Raw genomic sequence first — 14,062 nt, 5'->3', positions numbered from 1 at the left:
AAAGGGGGCCGCTTCGCAGCCCAGCGGGAGCAAGCTCCCTCGCCACAGGGAGCTGCGTTCTCAAGTCAGCGGACTTTGAAGCGTCCCATGATCGCGCTGACGCGTGTGTTGGCCTCCAGCAACTGCCGAGTATTCAGCTCGCTCGCCTGACCGCTTTTCACCAGTTCATCCACCATGTGGCGGATTTGCACCATGCTGCGGTTGATCTCTTCGGTCACGGCACTTTGCTGTTCGGCGGCGGTGGCGATCTGGGTGCTGAGGCTGTTGATGTGGCTGACGGAGCCGGCCATTTCATCCAGCCCGGTGTTGACCCGCGCTGTGGCATCGGCCGCCGATTGGCAGCTGGCCTGAGTGTTTTCCATCGCGCTGACCGACGAGCTCACGCCCTGGGTCAGGCGTGTGAGCATCTCGTTGATTTCCGAGGTGCTGGCCTGGGTGCGGGCGGCGAGGGCGCGGACTTCATCGGCCACCACCGCAAAACCGCGTCCCTGCTCACCGGCGCGGGCCGCTTCAATCGCCGCGTTGAGGGCCAGCAGGTTGGTTTGCCCGGCGATGGCGCCGATCACCCCGAGAATCTCGGTGATGCGTTGGGCGTCCTGTTGCATGCTTTCGACTTTGTGGGTGGCGCTGGCCACTTCGTCGATCAGCGCGATCACACTGCTGGAGGCTTCGCCCACGACCACCCGCGAACGGTCGGCGTTTTCGTTGGCGCGTTGGGTAAATGCAGCGGTTTCAGCCGCATTTTGCGCAACGCTTTCGGCGGTCGAACTCATTTCGGTGATCGCGGTGACGGTCTGATCGGTTTCCGAAGCGTGACGCACCAGAATCTGGCTGGTGTGCGCGGACGTGCGTTGCAGGTTATCGAGGCTGGACGCCATGGCTCCGGTAGCCTGGGTGACTTCGCCGATCATGTTCTGCAGGTACGCGATGAAGGCGTTGACCGAGTGGCCGATGGCGCCCAGTTCATCTTCGGCGCGGATGGTGATGCGTTTGGTCAGGTCGGCGTCACCGGCAGACAGCGCGTCGATATTGGCCTTCAGGGCTTTCATGCGCTGTACCAACTGGCGGATCGCGTAGATTTGCAGCAACACCAGCAGGATCACCATCGGAATCTGCAGCAGGCTCAGCGTGCTGAGCACGTCGTCGCGCTGGGCGGTGATCAGTTTGGTCGGCAGTGCGGTGGCAAGAAACCACGGCGTGCCTTCGATCGGGCGCATGAAGAAAGTGCTGGATTCACCGTTGTTGTCGAACTCGACGCGCTGCGACCGATCACGGTTTTGCAGGCCAGCCTTAACTTGACTGGCGAAGGGTGAGTTGCCGGCCAGTTCACTGATGTTCTTCAGCACGATCGGCCCGCTGATGCGCGAGCTGTTGCTGATGATCTTGCCGTCGGCCTCGATGATCAGCATTTCGGCGCCGAGGTCTTTTTCCTTGCGCGCCACCAGATCGTTGAAGAAACCCAGGGTCACGTCGATGGTCGACACGCCGTACGCCGCGCCGTTTTTCTGAATGGCCATGGCGCAATTGGTGCGTGGCTCGGCGCTGGCGTCATCTTTATAGGCCGCCGCCCAGGCGCATTGTCCGCGCGGGGTTTGCATGCCGCCCTTGTACCAGGTCTGGTCGTAATAGTTGGGCGCGGCGTCGCTGTTCCAGAAGGTGTTCACCGCCAGCTTGCCCGAGGCATCGCGGTGCCAGAAGGTGCTGAATTTGTTGCGCCCGGCTTCACGCTGGCCGGGCAGGGGCCAGATGCCGCCGCCGAAGACTTTCAGTTCCCCGTACTGATCGACCAGCCCCGGCAGAACGGTGTCGATGGCGGCGCTGTCGAGCAGAGGAATGGTCTGGGTGATGCTGCGCTGTTGCGCCTGAACCTTGTTCAGTTCACCCTGGATTTGCTCGGCGACTTCAGCGATGCGATTGAGGGCTACTTGTTCTTCGGTGTGGCGCAGTTTCGGCGCGACCAACTGGCTGATCCCGACCACCGTGAGAATGGACAGCAGCAGAATGAACAGGACCAGAAACAGTGTGTAGCGAGCCTGAATGGTGCGGAATGCGGGCATGGAGCCGGGTCCTTTTTAGCAGCGTTCTTATTGGAGTATTTTTCGGCGCTTCAAAGGGCTATCGGCCTGCAGATGTCGAGCTTTAGGTACGATCGTGCAAGGTTGGGGCGAATTGACGAGCGGTAGAGGGTACTGGCCCGTTCAGGTAACCGAACGGGCCAGTCGCAGATCAACGGTCAAGCAACTTCATGACTTCTTCGGGGTAGCGCAAACCGGCCGTGGCATTCGCCGGAAAGATCGCTTCCAGTGCGAGCAACTCTTCGCGACTGAGTTTTACGTCCAGCGCCGCCACGTTCTCTTCCAGATACCTGCGCTGTTTGGTCCCCGGAATCGGGATCAGGTATTCACCCTGAGCCAGCACCCACGCCAGTGCAAGTTGGCCCGCCGTCACGCCTTTTTCTGCCGCCAGGTCCTGAACCTGCTGCACCAGCAATAGGTTTTTTGCGAAGTTGTCGCCCTGGAACCGTGGACTGAAACGACGGTAGTCGTCTGCCGCAAAATCATCCGCGCTTTTCAGTGCGCCGGTCAGAAACCCCCGACCCAATGGGCTGTAAGGCACAAAGGCGATACCCAGCCGCTGACACGCGGCCAGACAGCCGTTTTCTTCCTGGTCACGGCTCCACAACGAGTATTCGCTTTGCAGCGCACTGATCGGATGGACCTTGTTCGCCCGTTCCAGCGTTGCCGCCGAAGCCTCGCTCATTCCCAGGTAACGCACCTTGCCGGCCTTTACCAGACCGGCCATGGCGCCGATGGTTTCCTCGATGGCCACTTGCGGGTCGATACGGTGCTGGTAATACAAGTCCAGTGTGTCGACACCGAGGCGCTTGAGGGTGCCGTCGATTGAGGCGCGAATGTAGTCCGGTCGGCCGTTAACCCCGCGGGCCGTTGAATCTCCCGGATCGCGGACGATGCCGAACTTGCTCGCCAGAAACACTTGATCGCGCTTGCCGGCGATGGCCTTGCCGATCAGCTCCTCATTGGTATGCGGGCCGTACATGTCGGCGGTGTCGAGCAGGTTGATGCCCAACTCCAGCGCCCGGTGCAGGGTGGCCGTGGCCTCGCGGGTGTCGACGCCCGTCGTGTAGAAATCGGTCATGCCCATGCAGCCCAGACCGATTGCACTGACCTGTGGACCGTTCTTGCCCAGTTGACGTGTTTGCATGAAATCAGCTCCCTGTGATGTGAAGCCCATTGTCAGTCTCGACAGAAATGAGATAAACCGGTTAAAACTGCTATCACTATTCGTTATTTCTAAATAATCAGTCGGTGCAAAAAACAATGGACCGTTTCAACGCCATGCGCGTGTTCACCCGAATCGTCGAACTGGGCGGCTTTGCCAAGGCGGCAGACAGTCTGCAAATTCCCCGTGCGTCGGTGACCATTCTGATCAAGCAGCTGGAAAGCCATCTGGGGGTGCAACTGCTGCAACGCACCACGCGGCAGATCAGCCTGACCCTCGACGGCGCCGCCTATTACCCTCGTTGCGTGCGGTTGCTGGCGGACCTTGAGGAAACCGAAGCGGTGTTCTCCGCCGCGCGGCACAACCCCAAAGGTCTGTTGCGCGTGGACATGCCCGCGGGCATAGGGCGTTTGGTGGTGATCCCGGCATTGCCGCAATTCACCGCTCGCTATCCCTTGATCGAAGTGGAAATCGGTTTGAATGACCGGCCTGTCGACCTGATTCGCGAAGGTGTCGATTGCGTGTTGCGCGGCGGCGCGTCTCTCGATGACTCATTGGTGGCGCGGCCGCTGGTGATGCTGGACCAGGTCACCTGCGCCAGCCCCGATTATTTGCAGCGCCATGACACGCCACAGGGTTTGGCCGATCTGGCGGGGCATCAAATGGTGGAGTACGTCGCCAGCAACGGCAAACGCTACGGGCTGGAATTTGTCGTCGATGGCCAGCTACAGCCGGTCAATCTGCCCAGGCATGTCTCGGTCAACAGTGCCGATGGTTATCTGGCGGCGTGCGAGGCCGGGTATGGGTTGGTGCAGGCGCCGTACTATCACGTGGCCCGGCGTATCAGGGAGGGTGGTTTGATCGAGGTGCTGAGGGAAGTGCCGCCACCGGGGATGCCGTTGACGGCGCTTTATCCTCCTCACCGTCAGTTGTCGCGGCGGGTACGGGTGTTCGTTGACTGGATGATCGAGCTTTGCGCGCAGCCGGGAAATGACTTTTTCAGGGATCAGTCCGCTCGCTGAAAAACCTCAGCGATGCTGGTAGTAACCGGGTCCGCCACGGCCGTCGTAATGGTGGCCGCCGTGCCAGCCGCCGTGGGGGAAAATAATGCAGCCGCTCAGGGAAAGCAGGGCAAGCAGGGGAATCAGCAGTGTGATTCGACGGAACATTTCAAAATCCTCATGGTTATCGCCGCTATGAAGCCAAAAGGCTTCATCGGCTGTAACATGAGACCCCGTTTGCAACGCCGCATCCCCGAAAAACGGTAGGGGCTTGGCATGCATCCGGATACAAACCGGATACATTTTTCAGGTTAACGTTCAGGCTTATGTTTAAGCTTTTTGTTTAAGGAAAAGGGCAATGACCCAGTCGCAACGTTTGAAATACTCGATTCTGATCTCCCTGGTGGTGCTGGGGATCATGTTTGGCCTTTCGTATTTGCAGAATGCCGGGGTCATCAGCGAAAAGCTGTTTCAGTACATCGCCATTGGCGTGGCGGTGATCGTGGTGGTGATCAATGGCGTGATGCGCCGCAAGGTCAAACCCTGAACGACGCCCGCCGACAGGATTACTCGCCGTGCAGAATGGCGGCAGCCTGCGGATGCAGGCTGTAGCTCTTGTCCGCGTTCAGCGTAATCACGCCTTCGCTGCACAAGCGCTTCAACACTTCGCGCACACTGAGAAAGGACAGGGGAATATCCAGGTCCAGCAAGTGGCTGTGCACACCACGTACTCCGAGACTGCGGTCGCTGTCGGCGGCGGTCAGCAAGGCATCGATGACTTTCAGGCGGATCAGACTGGTGCGCAGGCCAAAGCTCTTGAGCAGAACCCTGATCCTTTCGTTGCCGTTGCGTTCGGTCCGTTGAGTGAACAGGCCCGAGCCCATGGAAGTGCCCATTGGTGCAGTGCTACCGTCCGTTGGCAGTTGCGAGTTGTACATGCAAAAACTCCTTTTCAGAGCCTGAACCGGAAAAATGTGTTGGGTGCTCTTACTCAATAAGACGTACGAGCGACTCAAATCATGAAGGCTCAGATGTAGAAATTTTGTCGCCATCACGTCAGAAGCTTGTAAACCCCCGCAGAAACGCCCCTTGGCGCCCTAAATTTTTCTCCTGAATTTCGTTCTCTTGTAGGAGCAAGGCTTGCCCGCGAAGAGGGAGTACCGGCCAACATAAGTGTTGACTGACACACCCCCTTCGCGGGCAAGCCTTGCTCCTACAAGGGCGATTTGCGTGTTTATTCGATCAGGAGCGAGCGTGATTATTACCAGGCAATTAACCCGATTGAGCCTTGCCGGTGTGTTAGTGGGTTTGAGTCTTGCGGCAAACGCACGCAACCAGCCGGACCAGGCGACGGCCGATATCCGTCGGACCAGCTTCGGCGTGCCGCACATTCGCGCTGAAAACGAGCGTGGTCTCGGTTATGGCATCGGCTACGCCTACGCTCAGGATAATCTGTGCCTGCTGGCCAATGAGATCACCACGGTGAACGGCGAACGTTCACGGTATTTTGGCCCGGAGCAGTTCACGGTCGAAGAGCGCGAAAACCAGGTCAGCGACGTCTTTTTCAACTGGCTGAATACGCCGCAGGCCGTCTCCGCGTTCTGGCAGGCACAAACGCCGGAAGTCCGCGACCTGATGGAAGGGTATGTGGCGGGTTACAACCGTTCGCTGGCGGAACGTCGCGCGCAAGGTTTGCCGCAACAATGCCAGGGTGAGTGGGTGCGGGACATTACCGCACAGGACCTGGTCAAGTTGACCCGTCGCCTGCTGGTCGAAGGGGGCGTCGGGCAGTTTGCCGAAGCACTGGCCGGCGCCACGCCACCCAAAGCCGTCGCTCGAAACGCAAATGCGTCCGCGTCGTTCCAGGTTGCCGATGTGCGCAGGCAGCGCTTCGCCCTCGATCGCGGCAGCAACGCCATCGCCGTAGGCAGCGAACGCTCGTTCAATGGCCGAGGCATGTTGCTGGCCAACCCGCATTTCCCTTGGGTCGGCGGGATGCGCTTCTATCAGATGCACCTGACCATTCCCGGCAAACTGGACGTGATGGGCGCCGCGTTGCCCGGCCTGCCGATGATCAACATTGGCTTCAACCAACACCTGGCCTGGACCCACACCGTGGACTCGTCCAAGCATTTCACCCTGTATCGCCTGCAACTCGATCCGAAGGATCCGACCCGCTATCTGCTCGACGGCAAGTCGTTGCCGATGAAGCAGCAAACCGTGACCGTGAACGTGAAACAGCCTGACGGGCAGACCCGCGCGGTTTCGCACGTGGTCTACAGCTCGCAGTTCGGCCCGATTGTGCAATGGCCTGGAAAACTCGATTGGGATAACCAGTTCGCCTACAGCCTGCGCGACGCCAACCTCGATAACGACCGGGTGCTGCAGCAGTGGTACGCGATGAACCGCGCGGTCAGCCTCGAGGAATTGCAGGCGTCGGTCCACAAGATCCAGGGCATCCCGTGGGTCAACACCCTGGCGGCGGACGATCAGGGCCAGACGCTGTACATGAACCTGTCGGTGGTGCCAAACGTCAACGCCGACAAACTGGCCCAATGCAGCGATCCGCGGGCCGGGCTGGAACTGATCGTGCTCGACGGTTCCAACAGCGCCTGTGCCTGGGACATCGACCCGGCGGCGGCGCAAAAAGGCATCTATGCGTCGGACAAGTTGCCACAACTGTTGCGCAAAGACTTCGTGCAGCACTCCAACGATTCGGCGTGGATGGCCAACCCGGCGCAGCCGCTTACCGGTTTTTCGCCGCTGATCAGCCAGGACGGTCAGCCATTGGGCCTGCGTTCACGCTTTGCCCTGGATCGCCTCGGCACATTGAACAAGGCCGGCCCGATCGGCGCGGCGGATCTGCAACGGATGGTGATGGACGATCAGGTGTATCAGGCGGCGCAAGTCATGCCGGACCTGCTGCAATTCTGCGCAGCAGACCTGGGCGCCGATGCGCCGGCGCTCACACCGCTGTGTGCCAGCCTGAAGGTCTGGGATCGCAGTGCGAATCTGGACAGCGGACTTGGGTTTGTCCATTTCCAGAACGTCATGGAATCGCTGCAGGAAACGCCTGATGTCTGGCGGGTTGCGTTCGATCCGAAAGATCCGCAACACACCCCGCGCGGCCTGGCGGTTGATCGACCGGAGGTTGCGAAGGCCTTGCGCGAAGCGATGCTGGCGTCAGTGGAACGGGTCAACAAATCGGGGCTCAAGACCGACAGCCGCTGGGGCGATATCCAGGTGGTGAGCAGCGGCGGTCAGCAGACGCCGATTCACGGCGGACCAGGCACGCTGGGCGTCTACAACGCCATCCAGAGTGTGCCAAGGACCGATGGCAAACGCGAAGTGGTCAGCGGCACCAGCTATTTGCAGGTGGTGACTTTCGATGAGAAGGGGCCGCAGGCCAAAGGGCTGCTGGCGTTTTCGCTGTCCAGCGACCCAGCGTCGAAATATGCCAATGACCAGACCGTGGCGTTTTCGAAGAAGCAGTTAAGTGTGTTGCCGTTCACCGAACAGCAGATCACTTCGGACCCGCAGTATCAGGCGCAGACGATCCGTGAACAGGATGAAAAAGCCGGGAAGGTGGCCAAAAAGTAAAACGAAGCTTGATTGAATGAAAAAGAAGGCCGCACCCCGCAAGGGTGGCGGCCTTTTCAGCTTTTCGGGGTTTGTTGCGGAATCGAGTTGAGGACCGGATTACCGTCCTTGTTGCGAGTCAGGTAGACCGGCAGCACCCTGGGCAGCGTCGCCACCAGGTTGTGGAGTTCCTTGATGTTGTAGATGCCGCCCAGGCGAATCGCGCCGGTGCTGTTGTCGGCCACCATCACGGGATTTTCCAGATAGCGATTGATCAAGGGCAGGGCTTCGGACAACGCCAGGTCATCGAGCACCAGTTTGCCGTGGCGCCAGGCCAGTGACGTGTCATTGGCGTAGGTCTGGCTGATTTGCGGCGTGAAGTCGCCGTGTTTATAGCGCGCCTGCATCGACGGCCCCAGACGCAGACCGTCACCCGGCAGGTCATCGTTGCTGCTGACCAGCACCGAACCTTCAATCAGGTTCACGCGCACCTGATCCTCATACATCCAGACGTTGAATTTGGTCCCGGTGACCCGAATCCTGCCGTCCGCCGCTTTGACGATAAACGGGTGGGTGGTGTCGTGGCTGACACTGAAAAACGCTTCGCCCTTATCCAGCGTAACCCGGCGCTGGTCCTTGTAATTGCTGAAGGTCAGCTCGGTGCCCAGGTTCAGTTCGACCTGGCTACCATCACTCAGGGTGACCTGACGGGTCGTATTGCTGGCTTCGAAATGCTGGTACGAATTGGGCAGCAAGCCCAGGTTCCAGCCGCTGTACGCCGCCAGTGGCAACGCCAGGGCGCACACGGCGGCGGCAATGCCGAAGGTGCGCCAAGGCGTTGCTGGCTTGGCGCGTGTGATGGGTACGACGGTCTCAAGGCGCGGCAGATCTTCCGCGACTTCCCAGATCTCCAGCATCGCCTCGTACTCGAACGCATGCAGCGGGTGCGCGTCCCGCCACTGCTCGAAGGCTTGCCGCTCTTGCGCGGTGCAGTCGCTGGCGTGCAGACGCATGCACCAATGCGCAGCGGCATCGGTGATGGCGTCATAGTCGGCTTGTGAGAACGGGCTGTCGGTCATTGACTCATCCTGATTTCCTGCATTCTACCCTTGAGAGGAAGTCTGCGAGAACAGCCGTCATGGCATTTACCCATCAAACACGCGTTTATTTTTTACCAAAAGGCTGAGAAAAACCCCGGCCCCGCCAGACAGTATCCATAAACAAGGTGAAAAACAGTGAGGCGCAGGTCCAGGATCTGCGCTTTTTTTTGTTACCGTTCAGTTGTTTGAGGTGGACGCTACGACGACAGGATCCAATTGTCGTCCCATTTCGCAGATCAGGAGCGCGACCGAGTCGGCGTTGTGCAAAATGACATCGATACGAGAAGTCGAATCGACGCGACTCAAGAACGCGTTCCGTGCGTCATTCATCGTCCGGGCTTTCGTCAGCTTCAGGATTTCCCTGCCCACATGATCCAGCCCTGTAATCGAGTCCAGACTGACCCATGAGCTCAACGTACTGTTCCAGTGAGCGAATAGTTCCTCTCTGGGGGATTCCAGAGACAGTGCCATACGCTGAAAGTCGATTTGTGACTGTTTCATGGCTGCACCGTAAGCAGTGATAGGGCTGACGAGATCGCTGAACGGCCGTCTCGCTTCAACGTACGCGATGTCCAGGGCTTTTGAATAAAGGTGAGCGAACTCATGAATCAGACAGGCTGCCTGTCCATGGCCATCGACATTGAAGGGTTCGCTCAGACAGGATTTGTACCAGTCGAGTTCTTGATCGAAAAAATGTTCTGTGAAATGCACTTTTTTTTCTGAATCTTTGTCCACCACGAACGCCATTGTCTTGGAGGCATCGTATCTGTTCGAACCGACGACGAAGCGGTCAGTGTTCATCAGGTTTTCGGCGGGATCCACCAGCGCATTACAGATAGGAACGATGGCCTGTTTGATTTTGTCGAGAAGGGCGGTGTCGACGCTGTCGACATCGAAAAAACGCTTCAGAAAGGTATCAAGTCGTGTGCCGGGGAGCAGTTTTCTGAGCTGCGCGAGGTTGTGCAAACTGTTGAAGGCGTAAAAACGACTAATGTCGATAGCCTGCACGATCATCCGGGCTTTTTCCGGATAATGGGTACGAATCGCTTCCATGCCCCGCGCCTCGATATTCAGGATCTGGCGCGCGTGGTAGTTGCTCGTATAGTGATTGTGTAGTGTCGACAGGGCTTTGCCGTAATGCACGGTATACAAGTCAGGGTCGACGACCAGTTGCGGGGTCGATGTTTTCAGCAGCGACGGCCCGCTCTCTTTGTCATTGCGGACTTGCCACACCACCCCTGGTTTTTCAACTTGATAGACCTTCCCGGCGATGGGGGCATAGCGTTTTTTACTGACAGAATCGAGGTAGGTGCCATTGGCGGGGTCCTTTTTCAGGTCTTTCAACGCCACTGTGGTCGCCTCGAAGGGCTGCAACGCGGTTCGTCCCGCCCCGGTAGGTCGTACCTGTGACCATTGCGGGTCGACCACGGGCGTCTCGACCGGCGCCGTGTCGGAAGCCGCCTGCGCAGCAATAGTGGACTCTTCCAGCGACAGTTTGCCCAGCGTCAACATTTGTGCGCCACCCGCAATAAAAGCCTGCAACGCGCGTTTCCAATGGTGATCCTGCAGATTTTCCGCGGAATCCTTGAAGTCTTTGTAGGCTTGCCACAAAAACTGGACGTAAGCGAGTTTGCCAGGCAATAGGCCGGTGATCAGTCTGATGCCCGAGCTGAATAGCTGTTTGACAGTTTCCCAGTCCGCCTGGCCGGTGGTTTCGGACTGACTGCCGAGCATCTGCGACAGCAGGCGGGTGTTGTCGGTGAACAGCTGCGTCATCAGATTACCGCCGATAGGCGTGGTGCCAAGGGTGACTTCACTCAGCTGACCGACGCTGTTCTTGAACAGGTTGTTGAACGATGCCCGTTCGCTCTCCGGCAGGCGACGAACAATCAAATCCTGGAGTGCTCCCGGCGTATTGATCGCCGCGACGACAGCCGCCTCATTCGCGAATTCGGTGAACACCGAACCTGTGTGATAGGGCGTGTACAGAATGAGTGGCCCGTGTTTTCCGTCCCCCGGGCCGATCAGGTACAGGCCCAGCGTTTTGACGGCGGAGGCACCGGCCGTCTTGATCAGTTCCAGGGGCTTTGCGATGGCGTGAGCACCGGAAACCGTGGCCCGGGCGATGGCATCCGGCATGTCCAGCACCTGGCTGATCAGGTCGAAAGCACCGGCGGACAGCAGTTGTTGCAGCTTCAGCGCGTGGGCGTGTTGCAGCAATTGCCAAGGTAGTTGCTGAACAAATCGCAGTTCTCGGGTGACGGCATCGCGACCTGAAAAGGTGTCTGTCAGACGTTTTCCAAAGCCTTGTCGGATGTCCAGTGAGAGCAACAGCTGTTTGACGGCGGTCTGGTTCAGTCCTTCGGGGATGGTTTGAAGGGTCTTCGAAGCGATGCTGAATCCGGTGCCTTGAGCGATGTTGATGTGGTTCAAGGCGAAATCGGTCAGGGTTTGCGCTGGCCCTGCCAGTGCCAGATGGGGCGTGATCTCGATCATGTCCGGATCAAGGGATTTGCCAGGGAAACGGGCTGTCAGCAGCGTCTTGAGTGTTTGACGAGCGTACTCCTCCAGCGTTTGCATGCCGTGCAGGTAGTCCTTGTCGTCAATGACGTTTTTGCGGTACTGCTCCAGCAATTCGATGTGCAACTGTTGTTCTTCGACCGGAGCGATGCCTAACCACGCCGGCAGGGACTGCTGCTGGGTGATGGCGGAGGCGATCGAAGAGGCTCTGCGCAAGTTGCAGTCGATGACTGTTTGCGTCAGCTGTTTGAGTGCCTTGTTTTGTTGTATGTCGCTCAGCTTCAGCGTTCGCACGTACTCGCAACGGCCCAGAAAGTGGTCAATGGCGGATTGCGCAAAGTGCTGCAAAACATTGCCTTCGATCAGTTGCAGTCTGTTGAGCGAATAGCGACGGTGGAACAGGCGCTGAGCGGGGGTCAGGTTCTCCAGTAGCTCCAGGCGTTTTTGGGGGGCGAGCAGGCGCTGGTTCAGGTGGCTCCGTACGCTGGCGACCGAATTAAAGACCTCCAGGCCGACCGCTGGCGTCCATAGAATGGCGCGCCCGGAATGCTGGGCATCAAGCCCGCCACGCTCGGTCAACAGGATGCAATTGGCCAGGGGCAGAGCGTCCTGCCGGCCGGAGCACGCAAGGACCAGTGAAAAGGCGTCCGGGCGGAATCCCCTGACGGCAAGGCGACTTTTACGATCCGCCCGGTCCGGATTGAAGACCGTATCGACGATCAACCAATCAGTGTTTCGCAGTGTGCCACCGAGCTCCCGGAGGGTGGCTTCACCCCGCACGCCAACGGAAAAGGCATGGGCCAGGCGGGGTTTCATGTTTTTCAGATACACCTGTTGTAACGCCTGAGCCTTGATGGGTTGCGCCGCAAACTCCGTGCGGATTGGCGATTCGACATCGCGAAAGGTATTCACAAAACCCGCAGCCGTATCGGCCAGCACCATGGACGATTGTTTGCCCGACAAGGCGGGGCGGGTGCTCCAGCGACCTTGAGCCTCCAGCGTCAGCAGGTGTTCGCCGATCATGGCGCGTATGTCCAGCGCCTTGTCGAAAAAGGCCTGGATGTCCACCGAGCCGTCGCTGTAACGGAACACCTGGAAGGCGTAGTCCAGGTTTTGCAGCTGTTTGCCGATGATCGCTTCGAAGAGTGTCTCGAACACCGAACCCGAAACCACGGCTCCGGAGACTTGAGGCTGATGGAAACCGATGAAGCGGGCGCGCTCCTCCAGACTCAGGAGGTCATAGAGCTCGTCGTCGTGACCGGCCACTGTGGATTTGTGCTCAAGGATGTCCTTCAGGTTCTGGTAGTCCTTCAACACCAGTAGCCCTTTGGTGGGGGTATAGAGAAAGGCGTTGGAGCTGTCCTGGTTGATCATCAATGAACCGGCGAGTTCGACATAGTTGGCCTGGTACTCCCAGAGACGCACGGTTTCCAGGGTCAGTGTCGCAGAGGTTCCCGGCGTCGAGTCAATCATCGGGTGCAAGGCGCGGCTTTGTTCCGGGCTGATGATTTCGGCCTCGCGTTTAAGCAGCAGCTCTGCTCGTGCCTTTTCGCGAATGGTCCGCGAAAAGAACGCCCGGCGCGTGGCGCCATCGGTACTCGCCTCGTTCCAGTAATTTTGCAATTGCCGCGAAAGTTGGCTGATCAAGTCGTCGGCAGCGGTCTTGATGGCTGTTTCCCAGTGCCGCTGGTCATTGGTCTGCGCCACTCTTTTCGGATGAGTAAACTCAGGGTTCAGCCCGGTCGGCCATCGCTGATGGCGGTAGTACGACAACACCGCTTGGCTCAGGGACATGGAATTGATCCAGCGTCGGGACGTGGAACTGTTCGAATGGTCGGCGCCGGAGGCTGTTTCAGCATAAAAATTGACCTGTGTTTGCCGCTGGTCCAGCCCTGGAAAATTCGCTTTCAGCAACCCTTCAAGCACCGAGTCGAGCAGTGCAGTGAGCGTGGGCAGCTTTTTCAATTCATCAACCATCGCCTGAGCGTTGGTGTGCTGGTTGGTTTCGATGACCGTGCGCTGATCTTCGAAGACGTCCCCGTCGATGGTCTTGAAGGTCACCTCGATGTCGGTGGCCACCGCCATCGTTTTGCGCGCAGACAACGACATGAATAGCAGTAAGTCGTCATCTTCCTTTGTGTTTTTGAGTTGGTTCTTGACGTGCTCCTTCAGTGAGGCACGGCTATCGAATTTTTTTATGCCTGCGTACGGCGTGTAGAGAATTTCGCCCCTGTCATCCGGCGTGGCGCTCAACACAAAACAGCCTGCCAGGGGAAGGGACAGTTCGCCGGTCGTGACCAGGATTTTTTCGGCGAGCATCGGCGGGCTCTGCTGATTGCGTAATGCATGGCTGGCCAGTTCCAGGTGGCTGAACCATTCAAAATCCTTGCGCGTCAGCCGATAGGTTTCACCAAGCTCAGTCCAGTGGCCCGGCGATTTCAAGGCTTGGGGGAATAGCAACGGGGGTGTGGATATAGACATTGTCGAATCTCATGCAGGGCGCAGCGGATAGCGCCGTCGGGTTGAGATTCGAGACTAAAAGCGGCGGGAGCATCAAAGGTGGTAGATAGTTAACGCACGGTCTGCCGATGGCTGTGAGCACAGCTTCATCCGAAAGGTTGA

Annotated in this window: 9 protein-coding genes; 3 read left to right on the top strand and 6 right to left on the bottom strand. The window is 58.5% G+C overall.

Annotation, left to right across the window (positions count from 1 at the left end; all coding sequences use genetic code 11):
- Positions 1-65: 65 nt before the first annotated feature.
- Both KJF94_RS12140 and KJF94_RS12135 read right to left on the bottom strand, forming a co-directional pair.
- On the bottom strand, positions 66-2,057 hold the full coding sequence (locus KJF94_RS12140) for a methyl-accepting chemotaxis protein (protein ID WP_214383691.1): 1,992 nt from the start codon (positions 2,055-2,057) through the stop codon (positions 66-68).
- Positions 2,058-2,226: 169 nt separating this feature from the next.
- Positions 2,227-3,222 carry an aldo/keto reductase gene (locus KJF94_RS12135; protein ID WP_214383689.1) on the bottom strand — a complete coding sequence of 332 codons (996 nt, stop codon included), beginning with the start codon at positions 3,220-3,222 and terminating at the stop codon, positions 2,227-2,229.
- 116 nt (positions 3,223-3,338) lie between these two features.
- On the opposite strand from KJF94_RS12135, the gene KJF94_RS12130 reads away from it, so the two are divergent.
- On the top strand, positions 3,339-4,262 hold the full coding sequence (locus tag KJF94_RS12130; RefSeq protein ID WP_214383687.1) for a LysR family transcriptional regulator: 924 nt from the start codon (positions 3,339-3,341) through the stop codon (positions 4,260-4,262).
- 6 nt (positions 4,263-4,268) lie between these two features.
- On the opposite strand, the gene KJF94_RS12125 is transcribed toward KJF94_RS12130, so the two are convergent.
- Positions 4,269-4,409, bottom strand: a complete 141-nt coding sequence (locus tag KJF94_RS12125) for a hypothetical protein (protein WP_017338653.1) — start codon at positions 4,407-4,409, stop codon at positions 4,269-4,271.
- Positions 4,410-4,599: 190 nt separating this feature from the next.
- On the opposite strand from KJF94_RS12125, the gene KJF94_RS12120 reads away from it, so the two are divergent.
- Complete coding sequence (locus KJF94_RS12120) at positions 4,600-4,788, top strand: hypothetical protein (protein ID WP_008024801.1); 189 nt, start codon at positions 4,600-4,602, stop codon at positions 4,786-4,788.
- 19 nt (positions 4,789-4,807) lie between these two features.
- On the opposite strand, the gene KJF94_RS12115 is transcribed toward KJF94_RS12120, so the two are convergent.
- Positions 4,808-5,179: a fe2+ zn2+ uptake regulation protein gene (locus KJF94_RS12115; protein WP_214383685.1), complete on the bottom strand. Its 372-nt coding sequence runs from the start codon at positions 5,177-5,179 to the stop codon at positions 4,808-4,810.
- Positions 5,180-5,495: 316 nt separating this feature from the next.
- Between KJF94_RS12115 and pvdQ the strand changes: the two genes are divergently transcribed.
- Positions 5,496-7,841: a bifunctional acylase PvdQ gene (gene pvdQ / locus KJF94_RS12110; protein ID WP_214383683.1), complete on the top strand. Its 2,346-nt coding sequence runs from the start codon at positions 5,496-5,498 to the stop codon at positions 7,839-7,841.
- 56 nt (positions 7,842-7,897) lie between these two features.
- Here the strand turns inward: pvdQ and KJF94_RS12105 are convergent, their stop codons facing one another.
- Positions 7,898-8,899 carry a FecR family protein gene (locus tag KJF94_RS12105; protein ID WP_214383681.1) on the bottom strand — a complete coding sequence of 334 codons (1,002 nt, stop codon included), beginning with the start codon at positions 8,897-8,899 and terminating at the stop codon, positions 7,898-7,900.
- Positions 8,900-9,097: 198 nt separating this feature from the next.
- Positions 9,098-13,921, bottom strand: a complete 4,824-nt coding sequence (locus tag KJF94_RS12100; RefSeq protein WP_214383679.1) for a dermonecrotic toxin domain-containing protein — start codon at positions 13,919-13,921, stop codon at positions 9,098-9,100.
- Between the last annotated feature and the right edge of the window lie 141 nt (positions 13,922-14,062).

The sequence above is a fragment of the Pseudomonas hormoni genome, assembly GCF_018502625.1.
Classification (GTDB): domain Bacteria; phylum Pseudomonadota; class Gammaproteobacteria; order Pseudomonadales; family Pseudomonadaceae; genus Aquipseudomonas; species Aquipseudomonas hormoni.
Note: the sequence above shows the minus strand (reverse complement) of the source record. Positions and strands in the feature narration are given on the sequence as shown.